Source organism: Ruegeria arenilitoris, from assembly GCF_013030985.1.
Classification (GTDB): Bacteria; Pseudomonadota; Alphaproteobacteria; order Rhodobacterales; family Rhodobacteraceae; genus Ruegeria; species Ruegeria arenilitoris_B.
In genome coordinates this window covers 369,190-385,779 of sequence record NZ_WPYP01000002.1, presented here as the reverse complement: position 1 = coordinate 385,779, position 16,590 = coordinate 369,190, and the positions used below count along the sequence as shown (strand labels likewise).

The following is a 16,590-nucleotide window of genomic DNA, read 5'->3' as shown; positions in this document are numbered from 1 at the left end:
AATCAGGCCAACCCGTGAATTCGGGCAAACGGGTCGTGGGCTTTGTCCTTGTGCCACGTGTATTCGCACCAGATGGAGACTTTTTCGGCCACGTCTTCTCCGTGCATCAGGGCGACAGCGCCAAGCGCCATGTCCATGCCGGCAGATACGCCGGACGAGGTCAGGAACGGCCCGTCTTCTACCCACCGTGCCTGCGGAACCCACTCAACACGTGGCCCCTGTTCGCAGACCCAGGAAAACGCGGCCTTGTTGGTTGTGGCACGCCGATTGTCCAAAACGCCTGCTTTGGCAAGCAGGGCGCTGCCAGTGCAGACGCTGAGGGTGAATTCTGCGGTTTCCGAACGACGCGCGATCCAATCCAGCAGGCGAGTGCTGCCAATCTCGTGACGTGTTCCGGCCCCGCCGGGTACAAACAGGATGTCGTAGTTGGTGCCGTCGTCGAGCGATTTCTCGGCAAAGGCTTTCAGCCCTTGATTGCTTGCGACCGGACCCGCGCTTTCGGCCAAAAGCTCCAATGTGAAGTCACCCTCAAGCAGGCCGAACATCTCCATCGGGCCAAACACGTCCAACAACTCGAACCCTGGAAAGATCAACGCCCCGATTTTGCGCATTCCGGCTCTCCTTCCGCAGGCGGCTATCCGTTACATGAAAACGCCCGCCAACACAGGTCGGCGGGCGTAGGGATTTGTTTTTGGCCAGGATTAATCCGCCGTCAGCAATGGCGGTTTGTCACCCGGAATACGCGGCTGATCGGGGCCGAAGATTTCCAGGTTCAACTCGCCCTTTTTGACCGAAACGCGGACTACACCACCCTTGGCCAGCTTGCCGAACAGCAGTTCCTCGGCCAAAGGTTTCTTGATGTGCTCCTGGATCACGCGGCCCAGCGGCCGCGCGCCCATCTTGTCATCATAGCCCTTGTCGGCCAACCATTCGGCGGCCTTGGGCGTCAGGTCGATGGTCACGTTGCGGTCCAGCAGTTGCGCTTCAAGCTGCAGCACGAATTTCTCGACTACCTGCAGGATGACCTCTTTCGGCAGCGGTGCGAACGAGATCACCGCATCCAGACGGTTGCGGAATTCCGGCGTGAACATACGCTCGATTGCGGCGGTGTCTTCACCCTCGCGGCGGTCACGACCAAAGCCGATGGCGGCCTTGGCCTGTTCCTGTGCACCCGCGTTCGAGGTCATGATCAGCACTACGTTGCGGAAATTCACCGTACGGCCGTTGTGATCGGTCAGCTCACCGTGGTCCATCACCTGCAACAGGATGTTGAACACGTCCGGGTGCGCTTTTTCGATCTCATCCAGCAGCAGCACGCAGTGCGGGTGCTGGTCGACACCGTCGGTCAGCAGACCGCCCTGATCGAACCCGACATAACCCGGCGGAGCGCCGATCAGACGGGATACCGCGTGTTTCTCCATGTATTCCGACATGTCGAAACGCAGCAATTCGACGCCCAGCGTATCCGCCAGCTGTTTGGCGACTTCGGTTTTACCCACACCGGTCGGACCGGCGAACAGGTAGTTGCCGATGGGCTTTTCGGGCTCACGCAGACCGGCACGCGCCAGCTTGATCGCACTGGACAGCGCCACGATGGCGTCATCCTGACCGAACACCACACGTTTCAGCGAAGCCTCAAGATCTTTCAGAACCTCGGCATCGTCCTTAGTGACGTTCTTCGGCGGGATGCGGGCGATCTTGGCAACAACGGCCTCGATCTCTTTCACACCGATGGTTTTGCGGCGTTTGCTTTCCGCGACCAGATGCTGCGCGGCACCGGCTTCATCGATCACGTCGATGGCCTTGTCGGGCAGCTTGCGGTCATTGATATAGCGCGCCGAGAGTTCCACGGCGGTCTTGATCGCGTCTGCTGTGTATTTGATTTCGTGATGTTCTTCGAAATAGGGCTTGAGGCCGCGCAGGATTTTCACGCTGTCCTCGACCGAAGGTTCATTCACGTCGATTTTCTGGAACCGGCGGCTGAGCGCGCGGTCTTTTTCGAAATGCTGACGGAACTCTTTATAAGTGGTCGAGCCCATGGTCCGCAGCTTGCCGCCCTGCAGGGCAGGCTTCAGCAGGTTGGACGCATCCATCGCGCCACCCGAAGTGGCACCAGCACCGATCACGGTATGAATCTCGTCAATGAACAGCACCGCGTCGGGATGATCTTCCAGTTCGGTGACCACCGCTTTCAGCCGTTCTTCGAAATCACCGCGATAACGTGTGCCCGCCAAAAGAGCGCCCATGTCCAGCGAATAGATGGTGGTGTTGGCCAGCACGTCAGGTGCTTCGCCCGATACGATCTTATGTGCCAGACCTTCTGCTATGGCGGTTTTGCCCACGCCCGGATCACCCACCAGCAGCGGGTTGTTCTTGCGGCGGCGGCAGAGAACCTGAATACACCGTTCAACCTCATCGGCGCGGCCGATCAGCGGGTCAACGTCGCCTGCACGGGACTTCGCATTCAGATCAATGCAGTATTTCCCAAGTGCGCTTTCCTTCTGGTCGCCTTCACTCGCGGTGGACTGGACCTCTTCCTCGACCTGATCTGCGCCCGAAACCGAGCGGTTTTCTCCATAGGCCGGATCCTTGGCCACACCATGCGCGATAAAGTTCACTGCGTCATAGCGGGTCATGTCCTGTTCCTGCAGGAAATAGGCCGCGTTGCTTTCGCGTTCGGCGAAGATCGCGACCAGGACGTTCGCGCCAGTCACCTCGGTCCGACCCGAGCTTTGGACATGGATCGCGGCACGCTGGATAACGCGCTGGAACGCGGCGGTCGGCACCGCCTCGGAGCCATCGATATCGGTGACCAGATTGGACAGGTCTTCGTCAATGAATTCGACCAGAGTGCTGCGCAACTCGTCCAGATCGACGCTGCAGGCCTTCATGACGCGGATGGCGTCAGGTTCCTCCAGCAGCGCCAGCAGCAAATGCTCCAGCGTTGCGAATTCATGTCGCCGCTCATTCGCAGCCGCCAGGGCCGCGTGAATGGCTTGTTCTAATGTGCTCGAGAATGAAGGCACGCGGGTGCTCCTCTGTCTTGGGTCGAAGGGGGGCGGCTATGGCCCCAATCCAACCATGTCCTCATACTATTAGAGTTTGGTTGATCGTGGCCCGGCTTCAAGGGTTTTCTTTCTCTTGACAGTCACATTTCATGTGACCGTGGCCGTGAAGAGAGCGAAATAGGCACTAGAAGCGGTCTTTTCTAGCCCGGATTTCGGCGAAAACTGCCGCCGGGTCAGCATTTTCCATCCCCAGTTGCGCCTGAATCGCCGGATCGGCGGCGCGCAGAAATGGATTTGTGGCCTTTTCCAGTGCCAGTGTCGACGGCACCGTGGGCTGCCCGTCGGCACGGGCGCGGTCGATATCGACCATGCGTTGCTGCAGCGCGGCGTTGTCGGGATCGACTGTTATGGCAAATTTGGCGTTGGATTGTGTGTATTCGTGCCCGGAACAGACGATTGTTTCGTCCGGAAGGGCGGCCAGTTTGCTGAGCGACGCCCACATTTGTGGCGCGGTCCCTTCGAACAGGCGGCCACAGCCAAGCGCCATCAGGCTGTCGGCGGTGAAGACAACAGAGCATTGGGGCAAATAAAAAGCAACATGTCCGACCGTATGGCCGGACACGTCCAGCACCTGAACCGGTTCGCCTCCGATCTCGAACGTATCACCGTCCGAAACCTGCTGGTCCAGCGGGGGCAGGCGATGGGCGTCGGCAGCGGCCCCAATGACCTTGGCGGGATGCTTTTCAAGAATGCCGGGCAGACCGTCGACGTGGTCCCAATGGTGATGGGTCAGCAGTACATGGCTGAGCCTCCAGCCTCGCGCCTCCAGTACGGCCAGAATCGGGCCGGATTCGGGCGCGTCAACAAGGGCGGTCTGGCCACTGGCGGCGTCATGCGCCAGAAAAGCGTAGTTATCGCTGAGACATGGGATGGTGACGATCTCAAGAGGCATGGCCTTTTGCCCTTTCGTTGCTAGACTGCGCTCAGCTAAGCCGATTGACCGGGTGTCCGCAATGCATCTTGATGTGCAGGATCTGAGGAACTTTTACTACCGCAGCACATTGGGCCGTGCTGCGCAGGCGGCGATCCGTGGGCGGATGATCGAGATATGGCCCGAAGCCAAGGGGCAGACGGTGGTGGGTTTCGGGTTTGCGGTACCTCTGCTGCGTCCCTACCTGGCCGACGCGCGGCGTGTGATCGGCCTGATGCCGGGGCCGCAAGGGGTGATGCCGTGGCCTGCGGGGATGTCCAACGTGTCGGTCCTGACCGAGGAAACAATGTGGCCCATCGAGACCGGCCACGTGGACAAGCTGGTGGTGATGCACGGGCTTGAAACCTCGAGCCGCCCCAGCGAATTGCTGAACGAATGCTGGCGTGTTCTGGGGCCGGGCGGGCGTGCCCTGTTCGTTGTGCCGAACCGGGCCGGGTTGTGGTCGCGGACGGATCGGACGCCGTTCGGGTTCGGGCGACCGTACTCGGCATCGCAATTGGAAAGCCAGCTGAAAGCGCATCACTTCATCCCCGAAAGCCACTGTTCCGCCCTCTACATGCCGCCGTCATTTCGACGGTTCTGGCTGAAATCTGGAAATCTGATCGAGAAAACAGGTCAACGCGTGCCAACGATTATGGCGGGCGGCGTTCTGATGGTCGAAGTGACCAAACATATCCGCCCCCCCAGCGGTACCGTCTCGAAGGATACCGAGCGGCGCCCCATCAAAGCACTGGATGGGTTGTTGAAGCCCGCTTGACCATTCACCCGCCAAAAGGGCGGAAAACATGCGGGAAAAAAGTCACAGGAATCGCAAAAACCTGCATATCCGTAACATTTTTCAACTGACCTTAGGGGTTCAAACCGTCGCACTTGCTGTAAGTAATTGAAAAGCAAAGCTTTGTGGATAATTCCGTTACCGCTATAGTATATTGCTTGGTTGGTTCTGCTCTGCTACATCCCCGGTGATTTTGATCCCCGCCCTAAAAGGACGGGGTTTCCTCACGCCCCAAGGTAGCGGCCGCTACTCAAAATCGGGGCCTCAAATATCGGAAGGGTGGACGTGTCCGAACCAGCTTCGATTTCCACAGGCATCGCCGAGCGCTATGCCACCGCAATCTTTGAGATTGCCAAAGAGAACAATGACCTTGCAGGTCTGGAATCCGGCATCAACGATCTGTCTGCAGCTTTGGGCGAAAGCGCCGAGCTGCGCGACCTGATCGCATCTCCGCTGGTTTCGCGTGCCGAACAGGAAGGCGCAATTACCGCGGTTGCTGACAAGATGGGCCTGCACGCCATCCTGCGCAACACACTGGGTTTGATGGCGCAGAAACGCCGCCTGTTTGTCGTGCCGCAGCTGGTACAAGTTCTGCGCGACATGCTGGCTGACGAGCGTGGTGAAGTGACCGCCGATGTCGCCTCGGCCAAGGCGCTAACCAAGACACAACTGGAAAAACTGTCCAAGACGCTGTCCGAGCGTGTGGGCAAGACCGTGACTATCAATGCGACCGTTGATGAAAGCCTCATCGGCGGTCTAGTCGTTAAAGTGGGCTCGAAAATGATCGATAGCTCGATCCGTTCGAAGCTCAACTCCCTACAGAATGCAATGAAAGAGGTCGGATAAATGGGAATCCAAGCTGCAGAGATTTCTGCAATCCTGAAGGACCAGATCAAGAATTTTGGTCAGGAAGCCGAAGTAGCCGAGATCGGCCGCGTGCTGAGCGTCGGTGACGGGATTGCCCGTGTATACGGCCTGGACAACGTGCAAGCCGGTGAGATGGTCGAATTCCCCGGTGGCATCATGGGCATGGCGCTGAACCTGGAAAGCGACAACGTCGGTGTCGTTATCTTCGGCTCCGACCGTGACATCAAAGAAGGTGACACCGTCAAGCGCACCAACTCGATCGTGGACGTTCCGATCGGTGACGAACTGCTGGGCCGCGTTGTTGACGGTCTGGGCAACCCGCTGGACGGCAAAGGTCCGATCAACGCAACCAAGCGTGGCGTTGCAGACGTTAAAGCCCCCGGCATCATCCCGCGTAAATCGGTGCACGAGCCGATGGCAACCGGCCTGAAATCGGTTGACGCGATGATCCCGATTGGCCGTGGCCAGCGGGAACTGATCATTGGTGACCGTCAGACCGGTAAGACTGCCGTTGCTCTGGACGCGATCCTGAACCAGAAAACCTACAACGACGCAGCAGGCGACGACGAGTCGAAGAAACTGTACTGCGTTTACGTTGCGATCGGTCAGAAGCGTTCGACCGTTGCGCAGCTGGTGAAGAAACTGGAAGAGTCCGGCGCGATCGAATACTCGATCGTTGTGGCCGCAACCGCGTCCGACCCGGCGCCGATGCAGTTCCTGGCACCCTACGCCGCGACCGCGATGGCCGAATATTTCCGTGACAACGGTCGCCACGCGCTGATCATTTACGATGACCTGTCGAAACAGGCTGTGTCCTATCGTCAGATGTCCCTGCTGCTGCGCCGTCCGCCCGGACGTGAAGCCTATCCTGGCGACGTTTTCTACCTCCACTCCCGTCTGCTGGAGCGTTCGGCGAAGCTGAACGAAGATTTCGGTGCAGGCTCGCTGACCGCTCTGCCGGTTATCGAAACTCAGGGTGGTGACGTTTCGGCGTTTATTCCGACCAACGTGATCTCGATCACCGACGGTCAGATCTTCCTTGAAACCGAGCTGTTCTATCAGGGCATCCGTCCTGCCGTGAACACCGGTCTGTCGGTTTCGCGTGTGGGCTCTTCGGCTCAGACCAACTCGATGAAGTCGGTTGCCGGTCCGGTTAAGCTGGAACTGGCTCAGTACCGCGAAATGGCTGCGTTCGCGCAGTTCGGTTCTGACCTGGACGCCGCAACTCAGCAGCTGCTGAACCGTGGTGCCCGTCTGACCGAGCTGATGAAACAGCCGCAGTACTCGCCGCTGACCAACGCTGAAATCGTCTGCGTGATCTTCGCCGGCACCAACGGTTACCTCGACAAGATCGATGTGTCCGATGTTGGCCGTTACGAAGCTGGCCTGCTGGCGCACCTGCGTGGCAAGCACGCGGATCTGCTTCAGTGGATCACGGACGAAGATCCCAAGATCAAGGGTGATGCTTCCGACAAGATCAAGGCTGCGCTGGACGAATACGCCGCAACCTTCGCTTAAGGGAGAGGCGGGCATATGCCAAATCTTAAGGACCTTAAAAACAGGATCGAGTCGGTCAAATCGACCCGCAAGATCACCAAGGCCATGCAGATGGTCGCGGCTGCAAAACTGCGCCGCGCCCAGGAATCTGCCGAAGCCTCGCGTCCCTATGCCGAGCAGTTCAATGCTGTGATGGCCGGGCTTGCGGCTTCGGTCGGGGGTAGCGACAGCGCCCCCAAGCTGCTCCGTGGTACGGGCAGTGATGATGTCCATCTGCTGGTTGTGATGACAGCTGAACGCGGCCTGTGTGGCGGCTTCAACTCGAACATCGCCAAGCTGGCGCGTGTCAAAGCCTACGAGCTGACGGCCAAAGGCAAGACGGTCAAAATATTGACCGTCGGCAAAAAGGGTCGCGACGCACTGAAGCGCGACTATGGCGAACTGTTCGTTGGACATATCGACCTGAGCGAGGTCAAGCGTCTGGGTTACACCAACGCGCAAGACATCGCGAAGGACATCCTGTCCCGCTTTGACGGGGGTGAGTTCGATGTTGCCACGATCTTCTACTCGAAGTTCGTCAACGTTGTGACCCAGATCCCGTCGGCACAGCAAATCATCCCCGCCTCGTTTGAGGACGAAGCGGCAGGTGACGACAGCGGTGCGGTATTCGACTACGAGCCAAGCGAAGAGGCCATCCTGGCCGACCTGCTGCCCAAGGGGGTTGCGACCGCGATCTTCTCGGCTCTGCTCGAAAACGGAGCGTCTGAACAGGGTGCACGGATGTCCGCGATGGACAACGCAACACGCAACGCGGGTGAGATGATCGACAAGCTGACGATCCAGTTCAACCGCTCGCGTCAGGCCGTGATCACCAACGAGCTGATTGAAATTATTTCCGGCGCCGAAGCGCTGTAAGAAAACCGGAGACGAAACATGGCGAATGCAAAAGGCAAAGTCACACAGATCATCGGGGCCGTCGTCGACGTGCACTTCGAAGATCAGCTGCCTGAAATTCTGAACGCGCTGGAAACCACCAACAACGGCAAGCGCCTGGTGTTGGAAGTTGCTCAGCACCTGGGTGAAAACACTGTCCGCACCATCGCGATGGACGCGACCGAAGGTCTGGTCCGTGGCGAAGCGGTAAGCGACACCGGCGCACCGATCTCGGTTCCGGTTGGTAACGCCACCCTGGGCCGCATCCTGAACGTTGTCGGCGAGCCGATCGACGAAAAGGGCGCCGTTGAAGCAACTGAAACCCGCGCGATCCACCAGCCCGCACCCGAGTTCGACGAACAGTCGACCGAGTCGGAAATTCTGGTGACCGGCATCAAGGTTGTTGACCTGCTGGCTCCCTACGCAAAGGGCGGTAAGATCGGCCTGTTCGGCGGCGCCGGCGTGGGCAAAACCGTTCTGATCATGGAACTGATCAACAACATCGCAAAAGTGCATTCGGGCTTCTCGGTGTTTGCGGGTGTTGGTGAACGGACCCGTGAAGGGAACGACCTGTACCACGAGATGATCGAATCGAACGTTATCAAGCCGGACAACCTGTCGGAATCGCAGGTGGCCCTGGTTTACGGTCAGATGAACGAACCTCCGGGAGCACGTGCGCGTGTTGCTCTGACCGGCCTGACCCTGGCCGAGCAGTTCCGCGACCAGTCCGGTACCGACGTTCTGTTCTTCGTTGACAACATCTTCCGCTTCACGCAGGCGGGCTCCGAGGTTTCGGCTCTGCTGGGTCGTATTCCGTCAGCCGTGGGCTACCAGCCGACCCTGGCCACCGACATGGGCGCCCTGCAGGAACGCATCACCTCGACCAAGTCGGGCTCGATCACCTCGGTTCAGGCGATCTACGTGCCTGCGGACGACCTTACCGACCCCGCGCCGGCAACCTCGTTCGCTCACTTGGACGCGACCACCGTTCTTAACCGTGCGATCTCGGAAAAGGGTATCTACCCGGCGGTTGACCCGCTCGACTCGACCTCGCGTCTGCTCGACCCGGCCATCGTTGGTGAAGAGCACTACAAGGTTGCGACCGACGTTCAGCAGATCCTCCAGCGCTACAAGTCGCTGCAGGACATCATCGCCATCCTCGGCATGGACGAACTGTCGGAAGAGGACAAACTGACCGTGGCCCGCGCCCGTAAGATCGAACGCTTCCTGTCGCAGCCGTTCGACGTGGCCGAAGTCTTCACCGGTTCGCCCGGCGTTCAGGTTCCGCTGGATGAAACCATCTCGTCGTTCAAGGCCGTTGTGGCCGGCGAATACGATCACCTGCCCGAAGCGGCCTTCCTGATGGTTGGCGGCATCAACGAAGTGATCGCCAAAGCGGAAAAGATGGCCGCAGAAGCCGCCTAAGGAGTATCCCTGATGGCAAACACGATGCAATTCGACCTCGTCAGCCCCGAGCGGAGCCTAGCTTCGCTTGCGGCGACGGCGGTCCAGATTCCCGGCGCGGACGGGGACATGACGGCGATGCCCGATCATGCCCCCACCATCACCACCCTGCGCCCGGGCATCCTGAAGGTCGACTCACCCGAAGGGTCCAGCGAATACCTGGTCACCGGCGGGTTTGCTCAGATCAACGGCGACGGTCTGTCGGTTCTGGCCGAAAAGGCCATTCCAGTGACCGAGGTGACCCGGTCGCAACTGGATGACCTGATCGCCGAAGCTCGCGCCTCGCACGAAGTGGCGAAGAACGGCGATGATCAGACCATCGTCGACGACGCCGCCAAGCTGTTGGCCGACATGGAAGCCCTTGGAACGCATATGAGCCTGTAAGGTTCACTGCATTCAGAATGTCGAAAACGGCCTCGCTGGCGCGGGGCCGTTTTTTTGTGGTGATTTTGTCAAAGCGCCGGGATAAGGTGTCGGAATTCAAAGATAAAGACGATGTAATGAAGACATTTCGAACCCACCCGATTGGTATCGACCAAGGCGAGGCCGTGCTGTTTTCGGAATTTGCCGATGGTGGTGGCATGTGGACGGGCGAGGGCCCGCGCGAGCGGCGGAAATCCATCACCTTCAGTCAGCCCTTCCGATCCGTGCCGGTGGTCCAGATCGGCGTGTCGCTATGGGATGTGGACACGTCCTCGGCTCTGCGCGCGGAAGTTACGGCCGAGGATGTTTCCCCAGAGGGGTTCACCGCTGTGTTCCGAACGTGGTCCGACACCCGTATTGCCCGGATACGGGCCGCGTGGACCGCCATCGGCGAGGTTGCGCATGAGGACGACTGGGATATTTCCTAAAGGCCTGCGTAAAACGCATGGCGGCGGCTCTGTCTTCTTGTGCTGAAAACTCATGGCAACGCGGAAAGGATGTACGCTATTTCACGGGTTCCCATCCCCTTTTTTTGAGAATGCGCGGAACAGAACAAAGCAGCCGGTTAGAAAAAAGGTCACACCGAATAGTGCCGATGCGACTATGTATCCGACACCGGTGCTGTCACGGATTACTTCGTAATTTTCGTTTAGGTCTTTGATGATGAAAAAACCCAGACTCATCAAAATAGCACCGATACAAACAACGATGAGGTTTGGCTTTTTTGCGCCTGTGTCGGGGTGGTTTGCGGTCCGCCATACAAAACTGGCTGGGAATTCCCGGAACTGCCGTTAATGCGTTGAATGCGTTCTTGAAAGTTTGCGTTGGACATTTGGTGAATTCTTCGAGCTTCGTAGTCTATTTCACCGTGCCGCATGAGTATGGCGACAATTGGTTGAGATGTAGCGGCTATCAAAAACTGATAACCCGCCCGACGCACCCTTAGCTCACCGTTGAAAGTGGGTATGGGAATTGAAAAAGCGATCGGTTTTCACTGCTGCTCAATCTTTCGCCAAAGCCGGGTGTAGTGGATCGGTGTCTTGGGTTTAGATCAAGCAGGGATGGATGTCTGAGGAACGCTATTGAGCAGAAAAGTTGACGTCTGCTCAGCTTTGAAGGGGCTTTGGGCGGAAAACCTAGCCGTTTTCCGCCTCAATCATGTCCACCCGCGTTGCGTGACGGCCGCCTTCAAACTCGGCGGTCAGGAAGGCGTCGACGATGTCCAGCGCCTGACCTTCCCCGACGACGCGCGCGCCAATTGACAGCATGTTGGCGTTGTTGTGCTGGCGGATCATCCGGGCCGAAAATGCGTCCGAGCAGACGCCACAACGGATGCCGGGCACTTTGTTGGCCGCCATCATGATGCCCTGTCCGGTGCCGCACAGAATGATACCCAGCTGGCAGTCGCCCGAGGCCACGGCCTGCGCTGCGGCTTTGCCATGTTTGGGGTAATGCGTGCTTTCGGGTGTGGTCGGTCCGATATCGACTACGTCCCAGCCTTGGGCTGCAACATGGTCGGCGACGGCTTGGCGCAATTCGATGGCTGCGTGGTCGCTGGAAAGAACAATGCGTTTTGAGGCTGTCACGGAAACGTCCTGCTTTGGGTTTTCAACGAAAAAGGGCGGCTGTTGGGCCGCCCGTCTCAGTCAGTCCATGTGGTACATGGATTCATAGATCGGCGTCAGGGTCTTGTCCTCGAACAGCGACGACACGCTGGTGCCGTTCCAGATGTTCAGGATCGCCTGGGTAAAGATCGGCGCGGTCGGAACGATGCGGATATTCTTGGCCTTGGTGATCTCTTTGGTGGGCTGAATCGTGTCGGTCAGCACCAGCGACTTCATCACCGAGTTCGTCACACGTTCGACCGCAGGGCCGCTCATGACGCCATGAGTGATGTACGAGTGCACTTCTTTCGCGCCATTATCCAGCAGGACCTGCGCCGCTTTGCACAGCGTGCCGGCAGTGTCGCACATGTCGTCCACGATCAGGCAAATCTTGTCCTTCACGTCACCGATCACGGTCATCTCGGCCACTTCACCGGCTTTTTCGCGGCGTTTGTCCACGATCGACAGGGGGGCGTTGATGCGCTTTGCCAGTTCGCGCGCGCGGGCCACGCCGCCTACGTCAGGTGAGACCACCATGAGCTCATCTAGGCTGTCCTTGAACTGGTGCTTCACATCCAGCGCAAAAATCGGAGAAGCATAGAGGTTGTCGACCGGCATGTCGAAGAATCCCTGAATCTGGGCGGCATGCAGGTCCATGGTTAGAATCCGCTCGATCCCGGCACCGGTCAGCATGTTTGCGACCAGCTTGGCACTGATGGGCGTGCGGGCCTTGGTGCGGCGGTCCTGACGGGCATAACCGAAATAGGGGATCACGGCGGTGATCCGCTGGGCCGAAGACCGGCGCAGTGCGTCGGCGATGATCAGCAGTTCCATCAGATTGTCATTGGCCGGGTTCGAGGTCGGCTGGACGATGAACATATCCTCGCCCCGGACGTTTTCGAACACTTCGACAAAGATCTCGCCGTCGTTGAACCGTTCGACCCGCGCATCGACCAGACCTTGATCGACGCCGCGATACAGGCTCATGCGGCGAGCAATGGATTTGGCAAGCGGAAGATTTGCGTTCCCAGCGATAAGCTTGGGTTCGTTGAGTGTCGGCATCGGCTGAGGTCCCCGGGCAGCAATGGCAAATGTGACAGATTCGTGATGTTGACACCGCTTAGCATGGCCTTACCGTCCAGCAAAGATAACGCTGCGGAGAAAGTGAACATGGCCACCATTGACTACTATTTTGCGACAATTTCGCCATTCACCTATCTGGCGGGCGCGCGGCTGGAGGAGATCGCCGCCAAGCACGGTGCGACGATCAACTACAAGCCGCTGGACATCATGGCCCTGTTCGCGCGCACCGGGGGGACGCCGCCCAAGGGTCGGCATATCTCGCGCGTCGAATACCGGGCACAGGAATTGCAGCGGCAGTCCAGAAATTTGGGCGTGGAGTTCAATTTGCAGCCCGCGCATTGGCCGACCAATATGGCGCCGTCCTCTTATGCCGTGATTGCGGCGGCCAAGGATGGGTCTGGCGATGTGGGCAAGCTGGTCCAGTCTTTCCTGCGCGCCTGCTGGGCAGAGGAGAAGGACATCGCGCAGGATGACGTGGTCCGCGATTGCCTGTCTCAGGCCGGATTCGATCCGAACCTTGCGGATAGTGGCCTGCTGGTTGGTGCCGAAACCTATGCCGCCAATCTGGAAGAGGCAGTGGATCGCGGCGTCTTTGGTGCGCCCTTTTATATTACCGAGGATGATCAGAGGTTCTGGGGGCAGGATCGGTTGGACGATCTGGATCGGCACCTGACCGAGACGAAAGGGTGAAGGACCCGTCGTCGGTTCATGTCAGAACCTTGGGGCATGGCGCGCGCAAGGTGCTGACCCTGCACTGCACCATTGCGCATTCCGGGGCCTGGTCCGGTCTGGCAGCGGCGCTGGAGGGCGAGGCGACCCTGATCGCTCCCGACATGCTGTCGCATGGCCGCAGCCCGGATTGGGACGGGCAGGGGGATTATTTCGACCTCACAACGGAAATGGCGGCTGCGCAGTTGACCGAGCCGATGGACGTGATCGGTCATTCCTTCGGCGGCATGATCGCACTGCGTCTTGCGACCGAATATCCTGACCTGATCCGCAGCGCTGTGTTGATCGAGCCTGTGTTCTTTGCTATCGCGAAACAGGATGCGCCCGAGTTGGTGGAGAAACATGACCACGAGGCGCAGCCCTACACGGATGCTTTGGTCGCCGGAGACATGGCGCTGGCCGCGCGCCTGTTCAACCGGATGTGGAGCACCGATGACAGCCCCCGCTGGCCAGACCTGCCCGAGCGCACGCGCGCGGCGATGGTGCGGGGCGTGCACGTTGTTCCTGCGGTGGAAGATGTTCTGTTTCAGGATCAAAAGGGGCTGCTAAACCCCGGTGTTCTGGACCGCGCAACCATGCCGATACTGATCCTCAGCGGATCAAAGACGCACTCGGTGATGCCTGCAATTGGTCAGGGGCTGCAACGGCGGCTGACAAACGCATCCTGCGCCGTGGTCGAGCGCGCAGGGCACATGGTACCGATTTCGCATCCGCAAGACACAGCGCGATTGGTGCAGCAGTTCTGGCAGGACGCCCGTGACCGTTAAAGCAGGGCGAGGAACCGGTTGATATCCTCGGCGCTGACCGACCAGTCGCAAACCAGGCGACAGGCGAGGATTTCCGCGTCATCGGCCCCGTCCAGTTCCGCCCCCCACAGGTGATAGACGGCACCCGCGTCGTGCAGCTGTTTGTGTCGCGCCCGTGAGAATTGCGCGAAAATCATGTTCGCCTGCGGTTCGTGCAGGAACGAGGCACCCTTGGCGCGCAACCCCTCGGCCAGACGGGCGCAGTTTTCATTGGCCAGACGGGCCGTTTTCAGCCACAGATCATCCTGCAGATAAGCCGCCATTTGCGCCGACAGGTAGCGGTGTTTGGAAAACAGATGCGCGCCGCGCTTGCGCCGCAGTTCGAATTCCCAGGCTTTGGATTCGTCGAAGAAAACAACCGCCTCGACCCCCATCAACCCGTTCTTGGTGCCGCCAAAGCTGACCGCGTCCACACCCGCTTTCCAGGTCATCTCGGCCGGAGAGCAGTTCAGCCTGACCAGCGCGTTGGTGAACCGCGCGCCGTCCAGATGCACCGGCAGGCCGTATTCCTTGGCCACACCGCACAGCGCCTGCAATTCAGCCAGCGAATAGACTGATCCACGTTCCGTGACCTGGGTGATCGATACCGGTCCACGTTGAGGGCCGTGCACGCCGCGCGTCTCTTCGGCCAGAATAGAACGGCGCAGAGCCTCGGGGTCCATTTTGTCACCGCCCGGCACCAGCGTCAGCTTGGCACCGCTGTAGAACTCCGGAGCGTTGCACTCATCCTCGTGGATATGGGCAACAGGCGAGCAGAAGACTGTATCCCAAGGGTTGGCCAACGTCGCCAGCGCCAAGGAATTCGCGGCTGTCCCGGTTGCAACCAGATAGACCGCCGCGCCCGGAGCCTCAAAGATGCCGCGAATGCGATCCCGTACCTCGTTCATCAGCGTGTCGGCGCCATAGGCCATCTGATAGCCCTCATTGGCCGCGTTCAAAGCGGCCATGACCTGCGGGTGAACCGGCCCGGAATTGTCAGAGGCGAAATACATCAGCTGGGCTCCTCGATGATATGGTCTTCCCACTCTTCAAGCGGTGTTTCGAATTCGGATACCGTGCGCCCCCGAACCGACATTCCGGCCGCGTGCACGCTGTTTGGCGTACCAGATATCAACGGGTGCCAATCGTAAAGAGGTTTGCCTTCCCACAGCAGACGATAGGCGCAGGTCTGCGGCAGCCAATAGGCATGGTCGTCAATGTTATCGGGCTTCATCACGATACATTCCGGCACGAACTGGTGGCGGATGTCGTATTGGGTGCAGCGGCAGGTCTCATCATCCAGCAGGCGGCAGGCGACGCAGGTCAAGGCAACCTCACCGGTATCCTCGTCCTCCAACTTGTTCAGGCAGCATTTGCCGCAGCCGTCGCACAGCGCCTCCCACTCGCGCTGGTTCATCTTGGTCAGCGGCTTGCGTTCCCAGAAACGGGGGCTGAGGCCGTCGCGATCAATCGGATCGGCGGTCATAACGTCGCCAGAATGCTGCGGGCCTTGTCGCAATCGGCATCCATCTGCGCGACAAGCTCTTCCAGCCCGTCAAAGGTCATCTCGGGGCGCAGATAGTCGATCAAGCCGACCGACAAGGTCGCCCCATAGAGGTCGCCCGAGAAATCGAACAGGAAGGTTTCGATATTGGGCACTTCGCCATTGAACATCGGGCGCGTCCCGACCGACGCTGCACCGTGATAGCTGCCCTGATGGGGGCCGTCCAACACATCGACCAGCACCGCGTAGACGCCGAATTTCGGCGGGTGCAGGCCTTCGATGGACATGTTTGCCGTGGGGAAACCCAGCTCGCGGCCACGCTGTTCGCCACCTATCACTTCGCCCTCGATCCGGTGCCAATGACCCAGCATGGCGGCGGCATCGCGCGGGCGGCCTTCGGACAGGGCGGTGCGGATTGCGGTCGAGGACACCACGTTCTCAGACCGCTCCATCAGCGGAGCAATGGTGACACCGAACCCCATCTCCTGCCCAAAGCGGACCATGTCATCAGCCGTACCGCTGCGGCCTTTGCCGAAACAGAAATCGGCCCCCACGACGACGTGCGACAGGCCGAGCCCGTCGCAGATCACGTTGCGGGCGAACTCCTTGGGTGTCAGCCCGGCCAAGGCTGCGTTGAAGGGCAATTCGTACAGTTTCCGCACGCCCAGCTTTTCCAGCCGGTGCGCGCGGGCGTTGCCGCGCATCAGGCGAAAAGGGGGCGCATCAGGCGCAAAGTACTCGCGCGGGTGGGGTTCGAATGTCATCACGCCCAAAGGGGCATCCGGGGCGGCATTGCGCGCCAGTTCGATCACTGACTGGTGGCCGATATGAACGCCGTCAAAATTCCCGATCGCCACGCTGGCGCCGCGGTCCTGAGGCTCGATATATTGATAGTCCCGGATGATATGCATGCGCAGTGGGTACTGG

At 59.4% G+C, this 16,590-nt stretch carries 17 protein-coding genes; 9 read left to right on the top strand and 8 right to left on the bottom strand.

The features are described 5' to 3' along the window. Positions 1 to 2: 2 nt before the first annotated feature. The 3 genes from GOX88_RS07775 to gloB all read right to left on the bottom strand — a co-directional run bounded on the left by GOX88_RS07775 (position 3) and on the right by gloB (position 3,960). On the bottom strand, positions 3 to 611 hold the full coding sequence (locus GOX88_RS07775; protein ID WP_170400601.1) for a DJ-1/PfpI family protein: 609 nt from the start codon (positions 609 to 611) through the stop codon (positions 3 to 5). A 90-nt stretch (positions 612 to 701) separates the two neighbouring features. After that, a complete protein-coding gene (gene clpA / locus GOX88_RS07770) occupies positions 702 to 3,026 on the bottom strand; it encodes an ATP-dependent Clp protease ATP-binding subunit ClpA (RefSeq protein ID WP_170400600.1) in 2,325 nt (774 codons plus the stop codon). A 166-nt stretch (positions 3,027 to 3,192) separates the two neighbouring features. Continuing rightward, on the bottom strand, positions 3,193 to 3,960 hold the full coding sequence (gene gloB, locus GOX88_RS07765; RefSeq protein ID WP_170400599.1) for a hydroxyacylglutathione hydrolase: 768 nt from the start codon (positions 3,958 to 3,960) through the stop codon (positions 3,193 to 3,195). A 61-nt stretch (positions 3,961 to 4,021) separates the two neighbouring features. Between gloB and GOX88_RS07760 the strand changes: the two genes are divergently transcribed. The 7 genes from GOX88_RS07760 to GOX88_RS07730 all read left to right on the top strand — a co-directional run bounded on the left by GOX88_RS07760 (position 4,022) and on the right by GOX88_RS07730 (position 10,386). Further along, positions 4,022 to 4,756 carry a class I SAM-dependent methyltransferase gene (locus GOX88_RS07760; protein ID WP_170400598.1) on the top strand — a complete coding sequence of 245 codons (735 nt, stop codon included), beginning with the start codon at positions 4,022 to 4,024 and terminating at the stop codon, positions 4,754 to 4,756. Positions 4,757 to 5,059: 303 nt separating this feature from the next. Beyond that, the gene (locus GOX88_RS07755; protein WP_170400597.1) at positions 5,060 to 5,620 is read left to right on the top strand and encodes a F0F1 ATP synthase subunit delta; all 561 of its coding nucleotides are present in this window, start codon (positions 5,060 to 5,062) and stop codon (positions 5,618 to 5,620) included. Further along, complete coding sequence (gene atpA / locus GOX88_RS07750; RefSeq protein WP_152459013.1) at positions 5,621 to 7,159, top strand: F0F1 ATP synthase subunit alpha; 1,539 nt, start codon at positions 5,621 to 5,623, stop codon at positions 7,157 to 7,159. A 15-nt stretch (positions 7,160 to 7,174) separates the two neighbouring features. Beyond that, complete coding sequence (locus GOX88_RS07745; RefSeq protein WP_170400596.1) at positions 7,175 to 8,053, top strand: F0F1 ATP synthase subunit gamma; 879 nt, start codon at positions 7,175 to 7,177, stop codon at positions 8,051 to 8,053. A gap of 18 nt (positions 8,054 to 8,071) precedes the next feature. Beyond that, entirely contained in the window at positions 8,072 to 9,496 is a 1,425-nt protein-coding gene (gene atpD / locus GOX88_RS07740; protein ID WP_170400595.1) for a F0F1 ATP synthase subunit beta, read from the top strand. A gap of 12 nt (positions 9,497 to 9,508) precedes the next feature. Continuing rightward, entirely contained in the window at positions 9,509 to 9,919 is a 411-nt protein-coding gene (locus GOX88_RS07735) for a F0F1 ATP synthase subunit epsilon (protein ID WP_170325954.1), read from the top strand. A gap of 116 nt (positions 9,920 to 10,035) precedes the next feature. Further along, entirely contained in the window at positions 10,036 to 10,386 is a 351-nt protein-coding gene (locus GOX88_RS07730) for an H-type lectin domain-containing protein (protein WP_170400594.1), read from the top strand. Positions 10,387 to 11,094: 708 nt separating this feature from the next. Here the strand turns inward: GOX88_RS07730 and rpiB are convergent. Both rpiB and GOX88_RS07720 read right to left on the bottom strand, forming a co-directional pair. After that, positions 11,095 to 11,544 carry a ribose 5-phosphate isomerase B gene (rpiB, locus tag GOX88_RS07725; RefSeq protein WP_170400593.1) on the bottom strand — a complete coding sequence of 150 codons (450 nt, stop codon included), beginning with the start codon at positions 11,542 to 11,544 and terminating at the stop codon, positions 11,095 to 11,097. A 60-nt stretch (positions 11,545 to 11,604) separates the two neighbouring features. Then, on the bottom strand, positions 11,605 to 12,624 hold the full coding sequence (locus GOX88_RS07720) for a ribose-phosphate pyrophosphokinase (protein ID WP_170400592.1): 1,020 nt from the start codon (positions 12,622 to 12,624) through the stop codon (positions 11,605 to 11,607). A gap of 108 nt (positions 12,625 to 12,732) precedes the next feature. Here GOX88_RS07720 and GOX88_RS07715 point away from each other — a divergent pair, with 108 nt between their 5' ends. Together GOX88_RS07715 and GOX88_RS07710 are read left to right on the top strand one after the other, a co-directional pair. Then, positions 12,733 to 13,335, top strand: a complete 603-nt coding sequence (locus tag GOX88_RS07715; protein ID WP_170400591.1) for a 2-hydroxychromene-2-carboxylate isomerase — start codon at positions 12,733 to 12,735, stop codon at positions 13,333 to 13,335. Beyond that, on the top strand, positions 13,332 to 14,141 hold the full coding sequence (locus GOX88_RS07710) for an alpha/beta fold hydrolase (RefSeq protein ID WP_170400590.1): 810 nt from the start codon (positions 13,332 to 13,334) through the stop codon (positions 14,139 to 14,141). The genes GOX88_RS07715 and GOX88_RS07710 overlap by 4 nt, the downstream gene beginning before the upstream one ends. Here the strand turns inward: GOX88_RS07710 and GOX88_RS07705 are convergent. Genes GOX88_RS07705 through GOX88_RS07695 form a run of 3 tightly spaced genes read right to left on the bottom strand, consistent with a single transcriptional unit; the run spans position 14,138 to position 16,574 of the window. Further along, positions 14,138 to 15,172 (bottom strand): threonine aldolase family protein, encoded by a 1,035-nt coding sequence (locus GOX88_RS07705; protein ID WP_170400589.1) that lies wholly within the window; start codon positions 15,170 to 15,172, stop codon positions 14,138 to 14,140. The two genes, GOX88_RS07710 and GOX88_RS07705, sit on opposite strands and share 4 nt — an antisense overlap. Beyond that, a complete protein-coding gene (locus GOX88_RS07700; protein WP_170400588.1) occupies positions 15,172 to 15,645 on the bottom strand; it encodes a YcgN family cysteine cluster protein in 474 nt (157 codons plus the stop codon). Before GOX88_RS07700 ends, GOX88_RS07705 begins: the two co-directional genes overlap by 1 nt. Then, positions 15,642 to 16,574 carry a bifunctional riboflavin kinase/FAD synthetase gene (locus GOX88_RS07695; protein ID WP_170400587.1) on the bottom strand — a complete coding sequence of 311 codons (933 nt, stop codon included), beginning with the start codon at positions 16,572 to 16,574 and terminating at the stop codon, positions 15,642 to 15,644. The genes GOX88_RS07700 and GOX88_RS07695 overlap by 4 nt, the downstream gene beginning before the upstream one ends. Positions 16,575 to 16,590: the final 16 nt, after the last annotated feature.

Excerpts from the sequence above, each read along its gene's own strand:
- GOX88_RS07700 (WP_170400588.1), bottom strand. The coding sequence starts at position 15,645 with ATGACCGCCGATCCGATTGATCGCGACGGCCTCAGCCCCCGTTTCTGG.
- GOX88_RS07695 (WP_170400587.1), bottom strand. The coding sequence starts at position 16,574 with ATGCATATCATCCGGGACTATCAATATATCGAGCCTCAGGACCGCGGC.
- GOX88_RS07730 (WP_170400594.1), top strand. The coding sequence starts at position 10,036 with ATGAAGACATTTCGAACCCACCCGATTGGTATCGACCAAGGCGAGGCC.
- atpD (WP_170400595.1), top strand. The coding sequence starts at position 8,072 with ATGGCGAATGCAAAAGGCAAAGTCACACAGATCATCGGGGCCGTCGTC.
- GOX88_RS07720 (WP_170400592.1), bottom strand. The coding sequence starts at position 12,624 with ATGCCGACACTCAACGAACCCAAGCTTATCGCTGGGAACGCAAATCTT.
- GOX88_RS07735 (WP_170325954.1), top strand. The coding sequence starts at position 9,509 with ATGGCAAACACGATGCAATTCGACCTCGTCAGCCCCGAGCGGAGCCTA.
- GOX88_RS07715 (WP_170400591.1), top strand. The coding sequence starts at position 12,733 with ATGGCCACCATTGACTACTATTTTGCGACAATTTCGCCATTCACCTAT.
- GOX88_RS07745 (WP_170400596.1), top strand. The coding sequence starts at position 7,175 with ATGCCAAATCTTAAGGACCTTAAAAACAGGATCGAGTCGGTCAAATCG.
- GOX88_RS07775 (WP_170400601.1), bottom strand. The coding sequence starts at position 611 with ATGCGCAAAATCGGGGCGTTGATCTTTCCAGGGTTCGAGTTGTTGGAC.
- GOX88_RS07760 (WP_170400598.1), top strand. The coding sequence starts at position 4,022 with ATGCATCTTGATGTGCAGGATCTGAGGAACTTTTACTACCGCAGCACA.
- atpA (WP_152459013.1), top strand. The coding sequence starts at position 5,621 with ATGGGAATCCAAGCTGCAGAGATTTCTGCAATCCTGAAGGACCAGATC.
- GOX88_RS07705 (WP_170400589.1), bottom strand. The coding sequence starts at position 15,172 with ATGTATTTCGCCTCTGACAATTCCGGGCCGGTTCACCCGCAGGTCATG.
- gloB (WP_170400599.1), bottom strand. The coding sequence starts at position 3,960 with ATGCCTCTTGAGATCGTCACCATCCCATGTCTCAGCGATAACTACGCT.